This window comes from Paenibacillus sp. FW126-R14 (assembly GCF_058789495.1).
In genome coordinates, this window is record NZ_JBYTBS010000007.1 from 65,931 (window position 1) to 88,469 (window position 22,539).

The window sequence follows — 22,539 nt, forward strand, 5'->3', positions numbered from 1 at the left end:
ATCCGAACTATTTTAATCCGGGTTTTCTGAAACGGGGTTTGGGGGTTTGACAGTATGGCTACGAATATCGCTAAACCGATGAAAAGAAGGGGAATCAAAGGAGAAGGTGCTTGGGGATATGCATTTATTGCTGTCGCTTTGGTCGTTTTTGCGATGTTCACCGCATACCCGGTCGTAAGCGCGTTTATCATCAGTCTCCAAGAATACAAGCCTCTTGGTTCTACCTATGTTGGATTCGCCAATTATGCTTCTACATTGAAAGACGGCTTGTTCTGGCAAGCTATGCGCAATACCGTCGTATACACGGTTTTGACCGTACCTGTTAACTTATTCTTGTCCATGGTGATCGCGATTTTGATTCTGCCGCTCAGGAAGAAAACGCAGGGCTTTTTCAAAGGCGTATACTATTTGCCTGTTGTTGCTTCCGGTGTTGCTTTATCCGTTGTATGGCTTTGGATCTTCGATCCGATGGAAGGCGGAATTTTGAATCAGTTGATTCATTTCTTCGGTATCTCCAATCAGAACTGGTTGGGCTCAAGCAAAACGGCGATGTTTTCTTTGGTGCTGATGTCTTGGCTGTCCAGTCATGGCACAAGCATTATCATCTACCTGGCTGGTTTGCTCGGTATTGATGATACGTATTATGAAGCAGCGGAAATGGATGGCGCGAACTTTTTCCAGAAGCTCTGGCACATCGTTGTCCCTTCGTTGAAACCAGCTACGCTATTCCTTTTGGTAACGGGCGTTATCGGATCTTTCCAAGTGTTCCAGAACGCGTACCTAATGACGGGCGGCGGTCCGAATAATGCGACGACCATGGTTGGTCTCCTGATTTTCAACAATGCATTTACGTATTTCGAGTTCGGTAAAGCCGCGGCGCAATCGCTGATTCTAGCTGTTATTATCGCAGGCATCTCGGTTATTCAGTTCAAATATGTAGGTAAAGACGTCGAGTATTAAGTACGGAGAGACTTTGAGCTCCGCTCAAAGATCCCTGTAATGGGAGGATAAAAAAATGGCTTTATACAGCAATCACGCAGGTAAACCTAGAGTAAAAACCATTCGAAATTCAATCATTTTTATCGCCCTCCTACTTTTTGCTTTGGCGACGATATTTCCGATCTATTTCATGGTCATTTCATCCTTTGCCGACCCGGTTGAGGCAGGAGCGGTGAGCTACTCCATTTTACCAAGCAAGTTTACCTTTGCTTCTTTCAAATATTTCTTTGATTACAGTGAATATTCGTATCGTTGGATATTGAACTCGTTAATCGTGGCGACTACCGTGATGGTGTCGAATGTCATTTTTGCCAGTATGGCGGGATATGCCTTTTCTAAACTTCGTTTCAAAGGGAGAGGCGTGCTGTTCGCCGTACTGCTTGTCTCCATGATGATTCCTTACCAAGTTACGCAAGTTCCCTTGTATATTCTGGTCGTTAACGTGTTCGAACTGCAAAATACGTACAGCGCGTTAATTATGCCCGGTATTGTTACGGTATATAATATTTTCCTGGCTAAACAGTTTATGAGCAGCATCCCGAACGAGATTATGGAAAGCGCCAAAATCGAAGGCTGCAGCCAGTTCACGATCTATTGGCGAATTATTCTGCCGTTGTCCAAAACCGTCCTTGCGGTAATGGCGATTCTAACCTTCATGGACAGCTGGAACACATTCTTCTGGCCGCTGCTTGTTACCAATACGATGGATATGCAGACGATCCAGGTCGGACTCAAAAACTTCCGCTTCGCCAATACGACGTTTATCGCGCCGATGATGGCGGGTGCTACGATCTCTGCACTGCCAATGTTTATTCTGTTCTTTAGCTTGCAAAAGTACTTCTTAGAAGGTGTAACGGTTGGAGCGGTGAAGGGCTAATACAAGCCGCGCGTGGGGGAGGTATCACTTCAGCATGATTGTGTCTTGGGATCAAGAGTATAGTCAGTCCGTTATTGCCTTATGGAATGAGGAAGCCGTGAAAGAAGGCTACAAGGAGCTTACCGAGCAAACCTTTGAGCGTATTTTTACGGCGAACCCTTATTTCGATGAACACAATGCTTTTGTTTTACTAGAGCAAAATGAGGTTAAAGGCTTTGCCTGCGGCTGCACAGGGGACGATCTGCCGCTTGGGGAAGCGGCGGGATACATCACCTGCATCGTGTTAGCCGAAGGCTTCCAAACAGATGAGCATTATCAAGGCATGCTGGACGCTTTGGAGCGCCGCTTTAGGCAGCTGGGGAAAAAGCAAGGCGATGTCTTATTTTTTAATCCGATGTTATTGCCGTGGTATATACCCGGGACTCCGAAGCATGAGCATAACAATGCTCCTGGAGTGCCGATTGAAAGCAAGCTATACGCGTTTCTGCTCCAAGCCGGATATGTGGAACGCGCCAAAGAGTGCGCCATGTATTTGAAGCTGGACGGTTTCACCATCCCGGACGATGTAAGAGCCAAGGAACGTAAAGCGGCAGCCGAAGGGTACACGGTGGAATTGTTTCATCAGGAAAAGCATAACGGCGTTAAGGAAATGCTTAATGGCTTTAATAATCTTTTATGGCAAAAGGAAATCGGGCAGTGTACGGCAGATGGTGTGCCGGTCGTCATTGCTGCATATAAAGGAAAAGTCATCGGATTTGCAGGTCCGGTGATTCGTCAGGACAACGGCCGCGGCTATTTCGCGGGTATCAGCGTGCTTCCTGAGCATGAGGGACATGGTCTGGGCAGTCTGCTTTTCTTTAAGCTGTGCGAATCTTTCCGCTCCATCGGAACCGAATATATGTCGCTCTACACGGGCAGTACGAATCCGGCCATCCGGATCTACGAGAAGGCAGGCTTTACAACCGTCAAACAATTTTCTGTCATGAGAAGGGAGTTTGTGTGAAATGAGCGAGCAAAAGTTAACGATTCTGGCCATCGGCGGCCATGTGGGCGATGCCGAATTAACGGCAGGGGGCGTATTGGCAAGCCACTCCTTGAAGGGGGATCGCATTGCGACCCTGGCACTAACGGCAGGCGAACGCGGCGTTCCGGCAGGACAAGATATGGCCGAATATCGCGTGCAGAAAGTGAAAGAGGCCAAAACATTTGCCGAGATGCTGGGCGGGGAAGCGTTCGTCTTCGACGATATTCCGGACGGCGAACTGCAGGATAACCAAGAGATGCGCTTCCGTGTATGCGATGTCATTCGTCAGGTTCGACCTAACGTCATCATTACGCATTGGAAGAACAGTATGCACAAGGATCATATGACAACGCACCGCATCGTGAACGATGCCCGCTTTTTCGCCGCCTTGCCGACGTTCGACCGGGAGCTTCCGGCACATTTTGCCCAGAGATTGTACTATGCCGAGAACTGGGAGGATGCGGTCGACTATCGTCCGTATGTGTATGTGGACTTTGACGAAGAAGCTTTTGATCTATGGGTGAAGGCCGTGTCTACGCATTGGTTCGTAACAGGGAGCAAGTCGTTCAAATATCTGGAATACTACAAACATTTGATGAGAGTCCGCGGCCTTGAAGCCAGAAAAGAATATGCACAAACGTTCATGATTCCGGAAGAAAATATGCGTGTGCTCAAAACTGAATTATAGACAGTATCCGACCTCTGCACGCAGCCGCTTATCCAACATAAGGCTCGGGTAGAGGTTTTTTCAATCAAACAGGGGCGAGGGGAAAGCGATGATTCTTAACGGTATCGATTGTATCGGGCAGTATGCCCATCTGTTCAAAGGGAAACGGCTGGGGCTGATTACGGCGCCGACGGGATTGAACAAAGATTTTGTATCTACGATTCAAATTTTGCACGAGAACTTCAATCTTACAGCAATGTTCTCGCCGGAACATGGGGTGCGGGGAGATCAAGCGGCCGGCGCATTGGTGGAAACGTATCTGGACCCGATTACGCAAGTCCCGGTACATAGCTTATACCGCAAAGATTCCAAGCGTTTGAGCCAAGAGATGCTGGATGAAGTCGATATGGTTGTCTATGACATACAAGACGTGGGTACCCGCTATTATACATTTATTTATACGATGCTTTATGCTTTGGAAGACTGTGCGAAAGCAGGCAAGCCTTTTGTCATTCTGGACCGGATCAACCCGCTGGACGGGGTGAGCGTGGAAGGGAACATTTTGAAGCCGGAGTATCAATCTTTTGTAGGCAATTATCCGCTGGCTGTGCGCTATGGCCTGACGGTCGGGGAACTTGCCATGATGGCAAACGATCAAATGAACTGGCATTGCGATCTGCACGTAGTTCGCTGCGAAGGCTGGGAGCGGAACATGCTTTTCCCGGAAACCGGACGCGAGTGGATCATGCCTTCCTTAGGGCTTCCAAGGTTTAATTCGGCCTTGCTGTACCCCGGAACGTGTCTTTTTGAAGGCACGAACTTGTCGGAAGGGCGCGGAACGACGGTTCCTTTCGAAGCGATCGGGGCTCCGTTCATCGACGGACAGAAGCTGGCGGATGAAATGAACGCATTAAGGCTGCCTGGCGTCGTTTTCCGGCCGGTTTACTTTAAACCGAGCTTTTCCAAGCATCAAGGAGAATCCTGCAGCGGCGTTCAGATTCATGTGCTGGATACTCGTGCCGTTCAGCCTTTGGAGACGGGGGTTACCCTGTTGTACACGATTAAGAACAATTATGAGCCGTTCGCTTTCCTGCCGCCTTTGCGGGAAGGGTCGCGGCCTTTCATGGATTTATTGGGCGGGGATAACGTCTATCGCCAAGAGGGCGTGGATGTTCCGGCGCTGCTTCAGCAGTTCCGGGAAGAGAGCCGTGCCTTTGCACAGATGAAAGAGCAGTATCATTTATACAAATAGAAATAAACGGCAGAAAAGAGATGTGACCCTATGAAAAGATACGTAGCGGGACTGGATGGCGGAGGTACCAAAACGGCGGTGACGGTTGCCGACGAGAGCGGTCTCGTGGTGCACGCCTTTACATCCGGCGCGATTAATTATAACGGACAGGATGCGGACAGTATCCGGCGCAGCTTTCAAGAAATTTTTGAGGAAATCGCAAGCGTCTGCGGGGGCTCGGGAACTGCGGGCAAATCGTGATCGGTGCGGCAGGAGTTAGCAATCCTACCGTAACTGCGCGTTTGGAGGCGAACGTCAGGGAGTGCGGCTACCAAGGGAAAGTATTTATTACAGGCGATCAGGAGACCGCGCTTTGCGGCGCGCATGACAGTGAATACGGCATTATTCTGATTGCGGGCACAGGATCTATTTGTTACGGGAAACATGAGGACGGAAGAATTCACCGTGCAGGCGGTTACGGACACCTCATCGACGATGAGGGCAGCGGCTACAGCATCGGTCGCGATCTGCTGTCCGCTCTGGTTCGGGCGCAGGATGGAAGAATAAAGGAGACCGTTATTACCGAAATGGTTTATGCGCAGCTTCAATTCACGACGGTGCAGCAGATCATCGGTTTTGTGTATAACAAAGAAACGAACAAGAAGGACATTGCGGCTTTGGCGCCAATCCTGTCAGTGGCTTGCACGCAGGGAGACGAAGCGGCGCTGGCTATTGCGGCCAAAAGCGCCCAATCACTGTTCGAGATTGCCGTTCCCGTCGTGGAAAAGCTGTCCATGCAGCAAGGGAGTCTGGCCATGACCGGGAGCGTGCTGCTGAACAATAGCTATGTGCGGGACGCTTTCGTAGAGAGATTGAATGAGCGGTATCCGAATTTGAATTGTATAAAGGCTAAAAAGGATGCAGCGAGTGGGGCTGTTTTGATGGCTTTGAATCGTTTGGATTAGGGGTAGAGCAGGGATAGAGCAAGAGCAAGAGAAAGAACAAGGGCAAGAACAAGAGCAAGAACAAGAGCAAGAGCAAGAGCAAGAGCAAGAGCAAGAGCAAGAGCAGGAAACAGACCAGGAAACAGACCCAAAAATAAAAGAGCTAATGTACGCATAGAGGTTTTTTTGCGAGGGAGAGGGATGGAGAATGAAACAAATTCAGGACATGACGCTTAGGGAGAAAATCGGTCAGATGCTTCTTTGCGGGTTTGAAGGCACAGAAGTCACGGATCAGCTTAAAGCGCTTATCGCTGAGCATCAAATCGGTGGCGTCATTTATTTTGCGCGCAACGTGGAGCAGACCGGGCAGGTGGCTGAGCTCTCCGGTCAGCTGCAGCAAATCGCAGCGGAGTCGGGGACTTTGCCGCTTTGGGTTTCTATCGATCAAGAAGGTGGAATGGTCGCCCGTATTACGGAAGGCGTTGCGTTGATGCCTGGGCAGATGGCGCTGGCGGCGGGGGCTTTGGGAGCGTCGGATACGGGAACTGCGGGTGCGGGTGAGAGTGTAAGCGCAGGTGAAAGTGCGAATGCAAGTGCAGATGCAGGAGCAAGTACAAGTGCAAGTACAAGTACAAGTACAAGTGCAAGTACAAGTACAAGTACAAGTACAAGTACAAGTACAAGTGCAAGTACAAGTACAAGTACAAGTACAAGTACAAGTGCGAATGCAAGAGTAGATGCCGATGCGGTGTATGAGTCTGCATTCATTTCGGGGAAAGAGCTTAGAGCGCTTGGGATTAATTTGAATTTTGCTCCTGTGCTTGATGTGAACAACAATCCGAACAATCCGGTTATCGGCGTGCGGTCCTTCGGGGAGTCCGCGGAGCTGGTCGCTGAATTTGGCCAACGGGCAGTGCAGGGTTTTCAGGACGCTAATGTCGTAGCGACGGCCAAACATTTCCCGGGACACGGCGATACGAGCGTGGATTCGCATCTGGATTTGCCGACGATTGTACACGGTCAAGAACGGATTCGCTCTTTGGAGCTAGTGCCGTTCGTCAGAGCTATTGAAGGCGGCGTTGATGCGATTATGTCGTCGCATATTTATTTCCCGGCTTTCGAGGCCGAGAAGCTGCCTGCGACACTTTCCAAGTCCGTATTAACCGGACTGCTGCGCGAGGAGCTGGGCTACGAAGGCGTCATCATGACCGATTGCATGGAGATGCACGCCATCTCCGAGCATTACGGCACCGTCGCGGCAAGCGTCACGGCGATCGAAGCCGGGGCTGATCTTGTGCTGATCAGCCATAGCCTTGACCGTCAGCTCGGCGCTATCGCAGCGATCGAGCAGGCCGTGCAAGAGGGCCGCATAAGCGAAGCGCGCATCGATGCGTCGGTGCAAAGGCTGCTCGCGCTCAAGGAGCGCCGCGGGTTGTTCGTGCCGCAGACGGGCTCTGCGGCTGAAGTAGGGACCGCGGAGCATTGCGCGGTCGCCCAGCGTCTCAGCGAAGCCAGCATCACGCTCGTCAAAGACGAGCAGGGGGTGCTGCCGCTGAAGCGCGTGAAGACGCTCGCGGTCACCGTGGCCGCAGCGGTTTCGTCCGGCGTCGACGAAGCGTACGCCGGCCCTGCAAGCCTCGGCGCAGCGCTCGCGGAGCGCGGGCTCGACGTGCTCGACCGCGTGCTGCCGCTGGCCGAGGTCGGCGGGCTGACTGAATCGGTGCTGGCAGCGGCTGAAGAAGCGGAGCAGATCGTCATCGGGACGTACAACGCCCGATTCCATCCGGCGCAGGTCGAGCTCGTGCGCGCCCTGCAGGCGCTTGGCAAGCCGCTTGTCGTCGTCGCGCTGCGCGTGCCGTACGATTTGCTGGAGCTGCCGGAGGTTTCTACCTTCGTCGCCGCTTACGAAAGCCGTCCGCTGGCGCTGCAAAGCACAACCAAATGCTTATTGGGCGAGCTGGCGATGAAGGGCAGGTTGCCGGTTGCTTTAGGCTCCGGCTACCCGGCAGGCTGGAGATGGGAGGGCGGACTGTGATGCTCCGTACCCTTCTGAACCAGACCTCGCTGACCGTAGCAGGTATCATGTCCGGCACCTCCTTGGACGGCATCGACGTTGCCATCGTCCGTATCCACGGCTGCGGCGTCGATGCCCAAGTCCGGCTGCTTCATTTTGAAAGCTTCTCCTATGAGGAAGAAGTGCGCGAAAAGCTGAAGCAGCTGTGCTCCATCGACCATTCGAATGTCGCGCTCTTGTGCGGTATGAACTTTGCCATTGCCGAGCGGTTCGCTGACGCTGTTCTGCAAACTGCCGCTGCGGCTGGCATGAAGGTCGAGGAGATCGACCTCATCTCCACCCATGGGCAGACCGTGTGGCATATTCCGGTGGCCGATGAAGCAGATCCTTACCTGCCCAAGTCGACGCTGCAGATCGGCGATTTGTCTGTGATTGCCAAACGGACGGGACGTCCGGTCGTCGGCGACTTCCGCACCGCCGATATGGCGGTCGGCGGCCAAGGCGCACCGCTTGCGCCGTACGGGGACTTCATTATGTTCCGCGATGCGGCCAAAGGGCGCATCCTGCAAAACATCGGCGGCATCGGCAACTGCACGGCGATTCCGGCTCAAGGGACGGGAGCAGCAGCGGGTGCCGGCGACCTCATCGCTTTTGATACGGGTCCGGGCAATATGATCATGGACCAAGTTGTTTATGAACTGTCAGGGGGCAAGCTGTCCTATGATGCAGATGGCGCGTGGGCAGCTTGCGGGCAAGTACATGCAGAACTGCTCGAGGAGATGCTGGCTCATCCTTATTTCGCGCAGCTTCCTCCCAAGACAACGGGACGCGAACTGTTCGGCAAAGCGTATACCGCGGCATGGCTCAAAGCTGCCTTGGAGCGCGGGCTTGCCCATGAAGATATCGTCGCTACGGCGACGGCGTTCACAGCGCATTCCATCGCCCGCGCATACCAAGATTTCATCTTCCCGCAATATCACATGGCGGAAGTCATCGTGAGCGGCGGCGGTGCGCGCAATCGTACACTGCTGAGCATGCTGCAGGAGCTGCTCCCTGAGCAAGCGATCCTTACCTCCGATGAGCTCGGTATTTCCGGCGATGCTAAGGAAGCGATTCTGTTCGCTCTGCTCGGCAACGATTTCATTCACGGCGTGCCGAACAACTTGCCTTCGGCAACCGGCGCGGAGCGTCCGACGATTATGGGCAAGCTGGCTTTGCCTTAGGCGGTTGGGTGAATGTAAAAAGTACAGTAAATCTGTTCCTATTTCCCGTTTACGGGTAAAAACCTGCAAAAAGTACATCAAATTTCGCGATTCCTCGCCATTTTGGGCGATGAGGCGGAATTTTGATGTACAAGATGCAGGTTTTTCATTTTTAAGGCCTTTTATTTGAAAAGTTACTGTACATTTTACATTAACTACTTAGGCATATGGGATCGGATCGTAAGAATCAGATCCCCACTATGGAGACTACTGAGTCTAACGGACAGAGATGTCTCTATTCATGCTGTTTAAAATGGGAATAGAATTTAACGGACACACACGGCGCTATTCCCTCCCGAGACTATTTAAACAACCATCAATTAAGCGAATAGAAGCTCTCAAGTCCGATAGCCGCATTTTTTAGGCCGAATAGCAGACATAAGGGCTAGTGTGTCCGCTAAAAATCTTGTGCCGATTGACAAGATTAACATCGGACGAATGTAAGATCCGAGCGCCGGTGTGGCAGAGAAGAGATGATTACTTGGAGTAGCTAGGTCAGAGAGTATTGGATACTTAGTGTAGATAACTCAGAATGATGTGCTAGTCGGGATAGTGGTCGAGGGGGAAATGCGTGGGTGGTTGCGGTTTGCTGATAGGAACTGGATTCATGTGGGTATGGCCGATTGGCCCTAAAATACAAAACAGCCGGAAGACACCCCTAAGTGTTCCCGGCTGTTGCTATTTCACAGAGCTCACCTGCAGCAGGTGGGCTTCTTTGGTTTTGTTGAAATGCGTCAAAGTGAAGAGGTAATCACCTTTGTAGTAGCTGTTTGTGTAAGTGCCATCCCCGGCGCCGATTTCGGTTTCCATCACGATGTAGCCGGCATCGTTGGGCTCGCCGCGCTTTTTGACGGTCTCGATGGCTGGCTGCAGCAGCGCCAGCGGCTTCGAGCCCCAAATGCTGAGCGAAGTGACGACGGCCTCCTTCGGATTGCCCTTCGACGGCTCTACCAGCAGCGACAACTGGTAGGCCGGATAGCTCAGCAGCAGCTTCACGCTCGCCGTAGCCGTAGCCGTCGCTGCTGCTGTCGGTCCGGACGCGCCTGCGCCAGCGGCCGGATCAGCCCCTGATGCGGGCGCACCAGCCGCCGCATCAACTCCCGCGGAGGCGTCAACCGCCGCCTCCTGGCCCGCAAGCAGGACGCTGGCATCCTGCAGCGTCACTTCGGCCGGTTTGCCCAGCAAGTCTTCGACTTTCTTGCTGGACAAACCGAGGAAGCTCTGCAGGCTGGCCTGGCCGCCTGCAAAAAAGCTCCGCAGCAGCGGCGCGCCGTCTGCGTCAAATACCGTGCCAAGGCCGTCATAGACGCCGGCCTTGAAATCGCCCTTGTAGACGAGTTTGCCTAACTCGTCATACGCTTCTCCGGCGCCGTTCAAAGCGCCGCTCACATGCGTGCCCTTGAAGCGGGGCACGCCCTTCTCATCGAAGGCGGTGCCCTCGCCGCCATACGTGCCAGCAAGGAACTGGCCTTTGTACTTCAGCAGGCCGCTGGCATAAAACTCAGTGCCTTCACCGGAGTAGCTGCCGTTCAGGAAGCCGCCTTCGTATACGAGCTGGCCCTTCGTATCAAAAAGCTTGCCGGCTCCGTTATACTGACCGGCTGCAAACTCACCCTCGTATCGTGCGATGCCGCCCGAGTAGAACAGTTTGCCTGCCCCGTTGTAAAGGCCGCCGTTAAACGCGCCTTCGTAGAGCAGGTCGCCGCTTGGGGCAAACAATTTTCCGGCCCCGCCGTACTTGCCGTTTTGAAATTCGCCGATATACAGCACTTTCTGGCTGGTATCGTACAAAGTGCCCGCCCCGTTGTAAGCATCTCCGGCAAAAGCCCCTTTATACAGCAGCGAGCCATGCTCGTCGTAGAGAGAGCCTGCGCCCGATTTCTGCCCCTTTTCAAAATCGCCTTCATAGGCAAGAACGCTGTTCTTGTGATACAGCTTGCCTTTTCCCGCATAGAGACCGTCAATCAAATCGCCGGTGTAGCGGGCATCTTTTTCGGCGCCCACCACTTTGCCGTTTCCGGAAAATCCGCTCAGTTTAGATGTGTTTTCCTGAAGGACAGGCACCCGGTTCAGCCATTTATTCACGATCGCCGGGGGCCGTATGAAGATAAAAAAGATCAAGACGAGAATCATCAAGGTAATGAAAAGCAGCAATCTCTTGGAGACGTAGTACGAGCCGATCAGCACGTAATTTTTTAACGAGGTTTCACGCGTTTGCAGCATGCGCCTTAGCATCTGCTGAAACTTGATGATCGCGAGTTTAGGCAGCCTTCCAACGGTTAGGATGGCTTTCATGACATGGCCGATGAAAGGTGCGACGACGGGTTTTAGCACTTTTTCAAGGGTTTTGATCGGCTGAATCTCCAAATGATTTCACTCCTAGAAGGATGTTCGATTTTTGAAACAATGAATCAAGGCACTTGAATGGTCATTTGTCCGGGCTGCTGAATTTGGATGACGCCGCCCCAATTGCACATGCATTTGGAGGAGTTGTTCAGGGCAGGCATGTTTGCGACGAGCACCGTAGCCGATCCTGGAACCCAAGGCGCCGTTGTTAGAGGAATGCAGGGCATGGGAGTCAGCACGCCTAACGCCGCCGCCGTTGCTGCGGCAACCGTAGGATTAGCCATCGAATTGCACATCCCGAACGGTAAAATGTTCACCATCGGCTTGTTATCCATGATGTTCGCGATCGGCATGGCGGTCATGGCCATATTCGTCGGAAGCACCATTAACGAACTGGGCGCGGCACCGAAGGAGCACTGCAGCATCGCACCCCCGCAAACGAGGTTTCCCATGGTTTGTCTCTCCTTCATTTATGTATGAAATGTTATCGATGTTTTTTGATTGTCAATTTTTATACTACTAGAAAAGACGATAACCATCAATCAATTACTAGATTCGATTCTATTCGCTAAGTTTCTCCAAAAGATGGGTGCGAGAGTGAGGGAGATATTGTACTATAAAAGAAGAGTTGCAAGCGAGCGGAGGGATTGTAGTGGCAAGGTTAAAAGCAGTAAAACTGGGACTTGCGATGCTGCTGTCAACAGCGCCGGTTCTGGCGTTGGGGCCGGGAGCGGAAGCTGCGTCAGTAAAGGCTTTGACCATGAGAGAAGCGATAGATCAGGGGTTGAAAACGAGTCCTGCGCTGGCGGATGTCAGATCGGATATTTTGAAGAAAAAGATAGAGCTGGAGCAAGCTCAGCATGCGGTCAAAAGTGAGGAAGCGAAGGCATCCGGTCCTTTTGCCAAGCCTCGTAATTTGAGCCAGGACTTGACGACCCGCATGAAGGTGCCGGAGGCTGACAAACAGCTCTATATCGCCCAGGAAACGCTGCGCCAATCGATGAATACGGTTCGTTTCGATGTGCAGAAGGCCTATCTGACGGCTTATCAGGACGGAGCAGCGGAAGAGAACGCCCGCAAGAAGTGGGAAGATGCTAAGACGGCTGTGGATACGGTTATAAAAAAGCGGAAATTCGGGCTGGCGGACAGCGCCGAGCAGGAGAAGGCGGATAAGGCGCTGGAGAAGGCTGCGTCCGTTTATAAACAGGCCCAATTGACGGCCAAATCGAGTCGTTTGGCACTGGGCAAGCTGCTGAATTTGGATATGGAAAATAAGGTTCAGCTGTCATTCGAGCCGGATTACGCGGATCTGGGCCAGAAGCAGCTGCCAAGCTATATCGACGGCGCGCTCAAGTCGACGCTCAGCTTGCTCAAGGATACGGAAGATCGGCGGCTATCCGATCATAAACTGAGCACGGTGCGCGATTTGTACAGCTCCAAATTTGGGAGCAGCCGCATGAAGGTCATGGACGGGTTGTATAAGGCCAAAGATATCGACATGGAGATGTTTCTGGCCAGTTATGAAACGACGCTTTCGCAGGTCCAGAAGGATTGGGAAGGATATTTTCTGCTGCTCGGATTGATTCCTGTTCCGAAATCGCTGCTTCAAGGAGAGTTTGACGGGCTGCGCTACCTCGACGATCTGCGGGCTGCGCTGCCCATTGCCACCATGGAACAGAACAAAGCTGCGCTTCAAGAGAAGGAGAGCAGAGCTGGGGTTATTGCCGCCGTGAGAGCTTCCTATATGGAAGCGAAGGGGGCGGAGGAAGGTTACGCGCAGGCGTTGCGCGATAAAGACAGTGCGGTGAGCGCACTGGATAAAGCGGCCCAGAAGGTGAAGCTCAGCCTGATGAAAACCGAAGAGCTTGCGGCTTATCAAGAAGCGGTAAGTAAGGCGGACGAGCAAATTTTGACGGCGCAAATGAGCTATGAAGCATCGCTTGGCAAGCTGGATATCGAAACCGGCGGAGCCGTGGAAAAAACGTTGACGAAAGGCATTCTGCCCTATCGGAATCTGGATGACGGACTTGCTGCCGTGAAACCGCAAAGCCTTAAGGCGCCTTCGGGCACTTGGCGATTGAAGCCGGCTGTGGGCGCGCTGCTTAGTGATTTTAGCGTGACGGTGAACAAAAAGCTGGGCGCAACGGAGTATGCGGTATGGACCAAAGACGGCCGATCTGTCGGCAAACGCACCAAAATCAATAAAGCGGTGCGCGATTTAACGCTCCAATTCAGTCCAATTGACAGCCTCAAGGTTGTGCTGTACGCCAAGGGAAAACCGCTCGGCGAACTGCTGCTGGAGGGAAAAGGCGATGCCGGCCAATTGGCGGCTGCAATCCTTGATGACGCATCGGCTGGCGGAAACGCAGGCAGCACAGGCGCTGTGGAGGAAAAAGGTCTGGGAACCGTAATTATCGGCTCCTACAAGGTGCAGCTGGATGCGCTGACGCCGGCAGCCTACAATGCGGCTGCGGCAACGATGTCGGCATCTGGGCAGGGAATTTATTATCAAGCGGATGAGCCGGGGGCAGTCTGGTTCGGCCTGGATAATGCCGTAGATCCAAGCGTACTGGCTGATCCGAAAAGTTCCGCTGCGCTATCGAAGGAAGAGGCAGCGGCTTTGAAAGTTACTGTCGAAATTTCCAAGCCCGGTTCGATTGCTTCTCTGCAAACGCCTGAGCAGCTGCAGCAGCAGATCGACACGTTGAAGCAGGACATGGCGAAGCTGGAGACCGCCAAGGAAGCGGCCGTCAAAGATATGAAGCTGAACGAGATCGCCGATCTTGCGGTCGAGATCAAGGATGCGCAGGCCCGGCTCGGGATGCTGGAGGCGCTGCAGAAAGGCGATAGCCTGGAAGCTCTCCGGCAGATGGAGCTGGTGAACAACCCGGACGCGCTGATCGCAGCGCTGTCCGCAGAGACCGGGACACCGCCAGGCTCGCCGGGCGGTGAAATCCCCCCAGGCAGCACGGCGCCTGGGATTGATGCGGCCAGCGAGGACGCGCTGGCCGGGCAGGCGGAGCTCCAGCAGTCGAAGCTGGAGCAAGCCCTCGCCGCCGGCGAGCCGGAAGCTGCTGCAGCCTTGCTGCAGCAGCTCCTGGCGACGCAGGCACAGCTCGCGGATGCGCAAACGGGCGTATCCGCAGGGCAGGCTTCGCTCGAAGAGGCGAAGCGGAAGCTGGAGGCTGCGCGCAAGCAGGCGCAGGGGGACCCGGAGCGGGTCGCGACGCTGACCCGCTCGATAGGGGCCGTCGCCGAGGCGATGGCGACGGCGAAGAAGGACCTGCTGTTCGCGCAGCTGGACGCCGTGCAGGTGCTTGCGGCGGAGCTGCCGCAAGAGGCCGGCGTACAGCCGCAGCTTGAACAGCAGGTGGCGAAGCTGCTGAAAGAGCTGCAGCAGCAGGAGAAGGCCAAGTATGGGCCGGAGGAGCAGCAGGCTCTGGCTGAAATTTCAGCGTCTTTGTCGGCTGTCACATCCATAGACGTAGGACCTGCCTTTGAACTTGACGGTTCAGGCGCTGCCTCTAGTTCTGAAGCCTCTGGCTCCAAGCCAGGCCAAGTTCCGGTCGCCATTCAACCGATTCCGGCAGAAAACGTGCTTTCACCTAATATTTTCATCAAATTCACTGCTCCGCCTGTTATAATAAACGGGCAGGCATATTTACCTATAAGATCCGTGTCGGAATCATTCGGTGCCGCTGTGGATTGGGACCAAAGCAGTCTCACGGTAACGGTAAGCACAGCATACAGCACGATCACGAGCCGCATCCATGATGACAAAGCTTATATAGATGGCGCTCCTGTGCAAATCGATGGGCCCGCTTACTTGCTTGAAGGAAGGACCTATGTGCCGTTAAGGTTCATAGCGGAGTCCTTAGGCTTGCAGGTCGATTGGAACGCACCGACGCAAATCATTCAGATTTCAAATTAAGAGGAGATTAAAGGGCGATGAAGAAATCGATTGCGGCATTGCTGCTCGTACTGCTGCTTCTGGGTGCTGCCGGAACGTACCTCGGGTTAAACCGGGAAAGCTTCACACTATGGCCTTTTCACAAGAGCAAGCCTTTCGACGGTTTATCGAAGGCGATCTCGGATGGGCATAACAATTTGTTTGTCATCGATAACGCGAAGAAAACCATTCATAAGCTGAATGGGGCGGGTGTGCTGCAATACTCCATTACGAGCGAGACCGGAAAGAACGGGGAAGTGTACCGTTTTAACGATATGGCTGTCGACGAACAGGGGTATCTCTACACCATTCGTACGCTGCTTGATCCGTACGGCATTGCGGTTAAATCCGAGCAGATCGTTCGCTATACGCCGGAAGGGCAGTTTGACCGCAGCCTGTTTTCGCAGGAATATAACGATTCGGGGGTTCAGCGGTACAGACTGGGCTCCTTGCGAAATGTGCAGGTCCACGATGGAACGGTCTATTTTTTCAATGATGAAGTACAGCAGTTGACGCTTTACCAATCTCCGATTATCAAAGATGAGCCCTCCGAACCGAAGCTGATCTTCACGGTAAAACTTCCACCCAATAAATATGTCTCCGAGGCGGACGGGTTTAAGCCGGGAGATATCTACTATTCAACGCGCAGCGGAGAAATTTATCGCGCCTTCGGCGACGGGCGTTCCGAGCTTGTTTATCCGCTCCCGGGACTGGACCGCACTAGGCGCAATTTCCCGGAGAGCATGCACCTGGACAATCAAGGACGTCTGATTTTCATCGATTTTAACAACAAAATGATTTCACGGCTCGATCCCCTGCAGCCTTATACGATCGAGGGGCTTGTTACCGAGGAGAAGGCCAAAGCGAGCGGAGTAGAGCTTGCTTTCGATGCCACGACGAGCTCCATTGCGCAGGATGGCAGTCTAATTATTGTAGAACCGGCGCAAATTAATCGGCGTCTGCCTGACGGGACAATAACTCCATCGATTGTAGAAGCCTTGTACAGCCAGCCGGCAAGAACCAGTGCGTATGTGCTCTGGTCGATCGCCGTGGCGGCCTTATTGCTTGGGCTGTATGCCATCAAAATTATATTCTTCAACCTGCTGCATCGCCGTCTTCCTTTGATGATGAAGCAGATTCTCATTTTGGTGCCGGTTATTGCGTTTTCCATGGTGCTGCTGTCCACGGTGATTTACGAGAGCTTCTCCAAGAAAATGGAAGAAGAAACGTTCAGCGAGCTTATTTTGCTGGCCAAAAACGGTCAAAACCTGGTCGATGGCGATAAACTGGAGAGCCTGACTTCACCGCTGGATTACAATGGCGCGATCTATCAATCCTTCCGCAAAAAAATTCAGTCGGTCTTTGAAAATAACGCCCGGGATGATAATCAAGGCTTTTATAAAGCTGTTTATAAATATGAAAATGGCGTCATTTATCGGATTTTGGAAGACGATGACGGTATGCATATGTTTAATCCGTTCCAACAAACGCCTGAGAACCAGCAGGTTGTGCTGGAAGGGAAGCCGGCTACGGGACAGTGGCAGGACTTCTCCGGAGAGTGGCGCTATGCGATTGCGCCTATTACGAACTCAGCGGGTAAAATTGTCGGTGTTTTCGAAACAAGCAAAAACCTGGAAGGCATCCTCAAGCATCGCCGAGCCGTCCTGCAATCGATTATCCGCAATATTGCGCTCATTTCCGTAGGTTTGCTGCTTGTGCTTGTTTTGATGACGTACGTGCTGCTTTCATCGATTCGAAAGCTGCGCAACAGTGTCGGCGAGATTGCCAAAGGCAATTGGGATACGGTCGTGAGGATCAACACGCGGGATGAGGTGTCTGATCTGGGCGACAGCGTCAATACGATGGCGGCGCGCATCCGGGATTACATCACCAAGGTAGAGAACTTCAGCCAGTCCTACTATCGTTTCGTTCCTCAACAGTTTCTGCGGTTCCTGAATAAGGAGAGCATTCTGGAGGTGGAGCTGGGCGATCAGGTGGAGAAAAATATGTCGATTTTGATTTTCAACATCCGTGGCTTCTATCTTCTTTCCAAAAAGCTTACGCCGGAAGAGAACTTCAACTTCGTCAATTCGTTTCTTAGCCGGTTCGGTCCTTATGTCCGCAACCATCAAGGCCTCATGAACAAGTACTTGGGCGCAGGCTTCATGGCCCTTTTCCCGAATGCGGCGGATGAAGCGCTGCAGGCGAGCATCGAGATGCGCAAGGAGCTGGATCTTTACAACTCGCATCGGGCAAAAGTCGGCTATTCGCCGCTCGATTTCGGCATTGGCCTGCACAAAGGGCCGCTTCGGCTCGGAATCATCGGGGAGGAGCAGCGTTTGGAGGGCAATGTCATCTCCGACGGGGTGAACGTAGCGACGGTGCTGGAGAAAATGACGGAACCGCTTGGCGCGTCGATTCTCATTACCGATCATGTTGTGCAATCGCTGCAGCACCCGGCCGGCTTTCAATTCCGAAACTTGGGATTGATTCAAGTAGAAGGGGTGAAGGAGCCGCTTCGACTGTTCGACGTCTATCAGGGCGATCCGGATACGATTCGGACTCTGAAGGAGAAAACCAAGGTTTTATTCGAGCAGGCTGTCACTTACTACCAGGTAGGCCGTTTCTATGATGCCCGGGAAGCTTTCTTGATGGTCATCAAGCAAAACCGTCAGGATAAGGCGGCACAGCTTTATTTCTATATTTGCGATGAGTATTTCCAGAACGGTACGACAGCAGAGTGGAATGGCACACTATCAGTTTCCTGATGAAAGAGGCGAAACCAGACATGCAAGTGCACGAGCTAACCAATGAGCAAGACGCACGCCGCATTACCGAGTTTTATTTATCCGCATCATCTTTTGACGATCAGCGGCATACACCTGGGGAGTTGGAGCATTTTCGCAATGCGCCTCTGCTCAGCTTGACGCAGCGCAACCATCGGCATTGGTTTATCGAAAATGATGCCGGGGACATTATTGCCGTCACCAGCTGCAAGGAAAACGAGCATCAATCCGGCGGATTTCTATGGGATTACCTAGCCGTGCATCGCGACTACCGCAGGCATGGCTTTGCGAAAATTTTGTTCCAAGCTCTGGAGACATTTTCCCGGGAGGCCGGGGGGCGCTATATTTTAACGTATACTTGTGATTTGCCCGAATATGTTCCCATTCAAAAAATGTTCCGGGCGAACGGCTTTGAACTGATCGGCACTTATCCGAATTATTATTATGAAGGCGAAGCCAGATTAGCTTTCTACAAAACGCTTCTATAAAGAAGACAAATGAATCGATAGATTGGACCTGATGATATGCAAGGAAGCTTAACCAGATGGATGGGACTGCGCCCTGAAGATATCCGAAAGCTGTGGATGATGCTGCCGGTCTTTTATTTTAGCGGAATTGCCGAGTCGTTAAACTATACAGCGTTCATGGCTCTTTTTAACCAAAGATTCGGCGTGCAGTATTTGCCCTATATCTATATTGTCGAAGCGGCTATCATGCCTTTGGAAGGCTGGCTTTTGGCAAAGCTCGCCAATCGTTTGCCGAAGGCCAGCATGATGACGACGCTATATCTGATGATGATCGGCCTGCTGGTGTTGAACGGTGCGGTGCTGCTGGGCTTTAAACTGGGCGGCGTCGATTTCCGCTACTATTATCCCATTCTGTTTCTTTCCTCCAACTTTGTCGTCAGACAGCTGACGCTGCTCTTATGGAGTACGGCATTTGATTTGTGCCCTACCCAGCAGGCGAAGAGATTGATGCCGGTGTTCATTGCTTCAACGACGACAGGCGGAATAACCGCCGGATTGATCGCTCACCAAATCGGCAGGCTGCTCGGCACGGAAGCCGTCTATGCGCTTGCTCCTGTGCTGATGGTGTTCGGCTTCCTGTTTTTTCGAAAGGCGCTGGCGCGCTATCTGGTCCCGTTGACGTTAAAAGAAGATCTGCGGCTTAAGAACCAGAGCGCACCGGGCGGCGCTGAGGAAGATCAGCAGCTGCCAGCGGGCTATTACGCTAAACAGATGCTGCGCAGTCCGTTCTTGTTGTGCGCGGTAGCGTTGATGACGCTGATGCCGGCGGTGTATTTTATGATCGAGTATCAGTATTTTACCGCGGCGGAAGCCAAGTTTCCGAAGGAGGGGGATTTAACCTCTTTTTACGGCTTAATTACAGCTCTTCAATTTACGTTCTGTCTTTTGCTGCAAACGGTATCCACTCGCTTAATGAATTGGCTGGGCGCAAGCAACATGCTGCTGGCCATCACGTTCTTATTTTTCGGAGGCTTCGGACTCACGGCGCTGTTTGTTAATCAGTCGCTCGGATTGGCGATGGTTTCAGGCTCCTATGCCGTTTTCTACATTTTGCTGTACTACATAGCAGAGCCTTGTTATCAGCTGTTTTTCAAAATGATGCCCATCTCGAAGCGGGACGGTTACCGTTATTTTGCTCAGGGCGTAGCGGCTTCCGGCGGTATTCTGATCGGCTCGCTGCTGTCGCTGCTGCACTCCTTCGGCCTCATTCAGCTGCCGCCTCTGGCTTGGGTAGGCGTGGGCTTAGCTGCCATTCTTGTTATTGTCGCTTGGTATGGAAGACATTTGTACATCCGCGAGCTGGTCAAAAGCGTTCAATCGCTGCACGCCGATCTGTCCGACATTGCAGAGTCCTTCATTGGGGGCATCCGCAGCTCCAAAGCCCTATCGGCCATGCTTGATTACTTGAAGCATCCGAACGATTACGTGCGGGAGCTGGCGCTCGAAGTGATTGGCAAAGCGAAAGACTCCGCGTTCCTGCCGCATCTGATCGGGATGATCGGGGAAGAGAGCTCGCGAATCCGCATTGCGGTGCTGCGGGCGATGAACCTTCAAAGCGTTACGATTCAGGATCTTGTACAGGTCGCATCGTTCCTGGAGGATGAGGACCCGGAAGTGCGCGCTGAAAGTGTAAAACTGATTTCAAAAGCTACGCACCTTAGAAGCCAGTCGCACTTCTTCATTCGCGTCAAGCTGCTGGATAGTCATCCTAAAGTGGTGCATGAAGGGGTTAAGGCGCTTTACGCGCTGGAAAGCGAAGAAAGCTATCAAGCCTGTGACGAGGCGATTATCAAAATGCTGGATAACGGCGGGGAATGGGCAGTGTATGGCTGTCATACCGTGGCGGATCTGAAGCTGAACTCCTATTCCGCTTGGGTGCTCTCACTGCTTGATGATCATCGGCCTGCGGTCAAAGTTGCCGCTGCTGCCTGTCTCGGCAAGCTTCGCCATGCCGAAGCGATTCCGCTTCTCTTGAACATGGTGCCGCTGGCGGATCAGGAGCTGCGCAAAGCGATACTTCAGGCTTTGGTAGATATGGGCGAGGAAGCTCTGCCGGCACTGTTGGGCAGTGTGAACCATGCGAATCCTTTTATCTGGAACGCAGCGGTTACAGCTCTTGCCGAACTGTTGGATGAAAATAAATTAAAAACGCAGCTCGTCGATCCTTGCGTAAGCCGTATGCTGGCTTCTACGCAGGAGCGCGCCCTACCGGCAGCACTGCTTGAGCTGGGCATGAACGGCCTGGCCGAGCTCGCGGGCAAGAGGTGCGCGGAGCTGCACAATGCGCTAGTCGGCGGCGCTTGGGCCGTTATGGCCAAGTTCGTCGACGAACGGATTGTCGCGACACTCCGCGAAGCCACCAAGGACGAAAGCGAAGAGGTTCGCGATAATGCCCTTGAAGTGCTGGCTGAGGGGATCGGAGACCGCAAACTGGCTTTGGCGCTGCTGGAGCTGTTGAAGCAGGGCACCGTCGCCAGCGATACGGCGATGACGGAGCCGCTTGCGCTCTTGCAAGAAGCCTCCGCATGGCCGGACGAGTGGCTGAAAGATATTGCGGTTTACGCACGAAGTTCACTGGAGCGTGATGAGATGAGAGAAGAGCGCAAGTTTTTGACCATGCTCGATAAAGTTATTTTCCTGAAGCAGGTATCGTTATTCGCCGATTTGTCGGTCGACGAACTGGGCTTAATCGCCGGTATTGCTACGGAAGAAGTGCATGAAGACCTGACGTATTTATTGCGTCGCGGGCACAGCAACACGGCGATGTATTTAATCATCGAGGGCAATGTTGAGCTTGGCAATGAGACCGGTGCCGGTGAGACAGGAACGATCGGCGTTCTTGGACCTAAGCAGGCGTTCGGAGAAACGACCGCTTTAGACGGATCGCCTTCCTCCATTACGGCGCAAGTTATTTTCGATGAAGTGCGTGTGCTTGCGCTGCAGGGGGAAAGTCTTTCCCGGCTAGTGAGGTTGTACCCGGAGATCGGCATCGGGCTGCTGCATGCTTCAAGCGCCCGCGTCCGGTTGCTGGAAAACATGCTTTTGAAAATGGCTTAAGCCGGATAGACGGATAAACGGATGAGCGGGGAGGGGATATTGTGTCATTGGAGAGCATTGTGTTAAGCAACGATCTAAAAGAACTGGATCGGCTCGGCGCATTCTTAAGAAGCTTGTCACAACCGATGGGCATGGATGAACGAACGTTATTCCAATTGAATTTGGTTTGCGACGAGCTTGTTACGAACATCATTCTCTACGGGCATCCCCCGGACGAACGCGGCCGGCATGCCATCCGCATTGATATCGGAGTCGCTGGGGACGGCTGGGAGCTTCGCCTGACAGATCGCGGAGTTCCCTTTAATCCGCTCCTGAAGTCCAGCCCGCGCGTTGATCTTAGCATGGACGAGCGCGGGATCGGCGGTCTGGGCATTCACTTTGTGAGAAAAGTGATGGATGATATCCGCTATGAGCGTTTGAACGAAGAAAATGTACTGATGATGACCAAAAGGCGAGATCAGAAGGAGGAAATATCATGAATATCCATGAGCAAATACAGGGGGATGTCGTGCTGCTCAGCTTAAACGGCAGACTGGATGCGAACACTTCCGCAAGCCTGGAGGCCGCTTTTGCGAAGCTGGTCGAGCAGGGGAAGGGCAAATTTGTTTTTGATCTGCATGGACTCGAATATGTCAGCTCCGCAGGGCTGAGAAGCTTGCTCTCCGCAGCCAAAATGATCAAGGTCATTCAAGGCAAGCTGGCGCTCGCGCGCATGAACGAGAACGTCAAAGAAGTGTTCGATATGTCGGGGTTTAGTTCGATATTTGCGATTTATGAGAAGGAAGCGGATGCGATTCATGCCATTTCTTAGCACTGCGAGCGGGACAATGTGGAAGGGTGAAGCGCAGAGGAGGCG

The 22,539-nt window shown here is 52.8% G+C and carries 17 protein-coding genes; 15 read left to right on the forward strand and 2 right to left on the reverse strand.

From position 1 onward, the window contains the following. Positions 1 to 54 precede the first annotated feature (54 nt). The 9 genes from AC3WRW_RS06965 to AC3WRW_RS07005 all read left to right on the forward strand — a co-directional run bounded on the left by AC3WRW_RS06965 (position 55) and on the right by AC3WRW_RS07005 (position 8,979). Positions 55 to 960, forward strand: coding sequence for a carbohydrate ABC transporter permease (locus AC3WRW_RS06965; protein ID WP_492545616.1), 906 nt, complete (start codon positions 55 to 57; stop codon positions 958 to 960). Between the two features lie 55 nt (positions 961 to 1,015). Continuing rightward, positions 1,016 to 1,876 (forward strand): carbohydrate ABC transporter permease, encoded by an 861-nt coding sequence (locus AC3WRW_RS06970; RefSeq protein ID WP_492545617.1) that lies wholly within the window; start codon positions 1,016 to 1,018, stop codon positions 1,874 to 1,876. 34 nt (positions 1,877 to 1,910) lie between these two features. Continuing rightward, positions 1,911 to 2,879 (forward strand): GNAT family N-acetyltransferase, encoded by a 969-nt coding sequence (locus AC3WRW_RS06975; RefSeq protein ID WP_492545618.1) that lies wholly within the window; start codon positions 1,911 to 1,913, stop codon positions 2,877 to 2,879. Position 2,880: 1 nt separating this feature from the next. After that, complete coding sequence (locus AC3WRW_RS06980) at positions 2,881 to 3,588, forward strand: PIG-L deacetylase family protein (RefSeq protein ID WP_492545619.1); 708 nt, start codon at positions 2,881 to 2,883, stop codon at positions 3,586 to 3,588. A gap of 88 nt (positions 3,589 to 3,676) precedes the next feature. Beyond that, a complete protein-coding gene (locus AC3WRW_RS06985; RefSeq protein ID WP_492545620.1) occupies positions 3,677 to 4,819 on the forward strand; it encodes an exo-beta-N-acetylmuramidase NamZ family protein in 1,143 nt (380 codons plus the stop codon). 30 nt (positions 4,820 to 4,849) lie between these two features. Beyond that, positions 4,850 to 5,059, forward strand: a complete 210-nt coding sequence (locus tag AC3WRW_RS06990; protein ID WP_492545621.1) for a hypothetical protein — start codon at positions 4,850 to 4,852, stop codon at positions 5,057 to 5,059. Further along, positions 5,056 to 5,763 (forward strand): BadF/BadG/BcrA/BcrD ATPase family protein, encoded by a 708-nt coding sequence (locus tag AC3WRW_RS06995; protein WP_492545622.1) that lies wholly within the window; start codon positions 5,056 to 5,058, stop codon positions 5,761 to 5,763. The genes AC3WRW_RS06990 and AC3WRW_RS06995 overlap by 4 nt, the downstream gene beginning before the upstream one ends. A gap of 187 nt (positions 5,764 to 5,950) precedes the next feature. Then, positions 5,951 to 7,777 carry a glycoside hydrolase family 3 protein gene (locus AC3WRW_RS07000; protein ID WP_492545623.1) on the forward strand — a complete coding sequence of 609 codons (1,827 nt, stop codon included), beginning with the start codon at positions 5,951 to 5,953 and terminating at the stop codon, positions 7,775 to 7,777. After that, positions 7,777 to 8,979 (forward strand): anhydro-N-acetylmuramic acid kinase, encoded by a 1,203-nt coding sequence (locus AC3WRW_RS07005; protein WP_492545730.1) that lies wholly within the window; start codon positions 7,777 to 7,779, stop codon positions 8,977 to 8,979. The genes AC3WRW_RS07000 and AC3WRW_RS07005 overlap by 1 nt, the downstream gene beginning before the upstream one ends. A 717-nt stretch (positions 8,980 to 9,696) precedes the next feature. Here the strand turns inward: AC3WRW_RS07005 and AC3WRW_RS07010 are convergent. Both AC3WRW_RS07010 and AC3WRW_RS07015 read right to left on the reverse strand, forming a co-directional pair. Beyond that, complete coding sequence (locus AC3WRW_RS07010) at positions 9,697 to 11,385, reverse strand: MORN repeat-containing protein (protein ID WP_492545624.1); 1,689 nt, start codon at positions 11,383 to 11,385, stop codon at positions 9,697 to 9,699. Positions 11,386 to 11,429: 44 nt separating this feature from the next. Continuing rightward, positions 11,430 to 11,816 carry a DUF4280 domain-containing protein gene (locus tag AC3WRW_RS07015; protein WP_492545625.1) on the reverse strand — a complete coding sequence of 129 codons (387 nt, stop codon included), beginning with the start codon at positions 11,814 to 11,816 and terminating at the stop codon, positions 11,430 to 11,432. Between the two features lie 200 nt (positions 11,817 to 12,016). On the opposite strand from AC3WRW_RS07015, the gene AC3WRW_RS07020 reads away from it, so the two are divergent. From AC3WRW_RS07020 to AC3WRW_RS07045, 6 genes are read left to right on the forward strand one after another with little or no spacing between them, the layout of a single operon-like run. Continuing rightward, entirely contained in the window at positions 12,017 to 15,295 is a 3,279-nt protein-coding gene (locus AC3WRW_RS07020; protein WP_492545626.1) for a stalk domain-containing protein, read from the forward strand. A 17-nt stretch (positions 15,296 to 15,312) separates the two neighbouring features. Then, positions 15,313 to 18,081, forward strand: coding sequence for an adenylate/guanylate cyclase domain-containing protein (locus AC3WRW_RS07025; RefSeq protein ID WP_492545627.1), 2,769 nt, complete (start codon positions 15,313 to 15,315; stop codon positions 18,079 to 18,081). Positions 18,082 to 18,101: 20 nt separating this feature from the next. Then, positions 18,102 to 18,587, forward strand: coding sequence for a GNAT family N-acetyltransferase (locus AC3WRW_RS07030; RefSeq protein WP_492545628.1), 486 nt, complete (start codon positions 18,102 to 18,104; stop codon positions 18,585 to 18,587). Positions 18,588 to 18,623: 36 nt separating this feature from the next. Continuing rightward, complete coding sequence (locus AC3WRW_RS07035; protein WP_492545629.1) at positions 18,624 to 21,683, forward strand: HEAT repeat domain-containing protein; 3,060 nt, start codon at positions 18,624 to 18,626, stop codon at positions 21,681 to 21,683. A gap of 41 nt (positions 21,684 to 21,724) precedes the next feature. After that, entirely contained in the window at positions 21,725 to 22,162 is a 438-nt protein-coding gene (locus AC3WRW_RS07040; protein WP_492545630.1) for an ATP-binding protein, read from the forward strand. Next, entirely contained in the window at positions 22,159 to 22,494 is a 336-nt protein-coding gene (locus AC3WRW_RS07045) for an STAS domain-containing protein (RefSeq protein WP_492545631.1), read from the forward strand. Before AC3WRW_RS07040 ends, AC3WRW_RS07045 begins: the two co-directional genes overlap by 4 nt. The last annotated feature ends 45 nt before the right edge of the window (positions 22,495 to 22,539 follow it).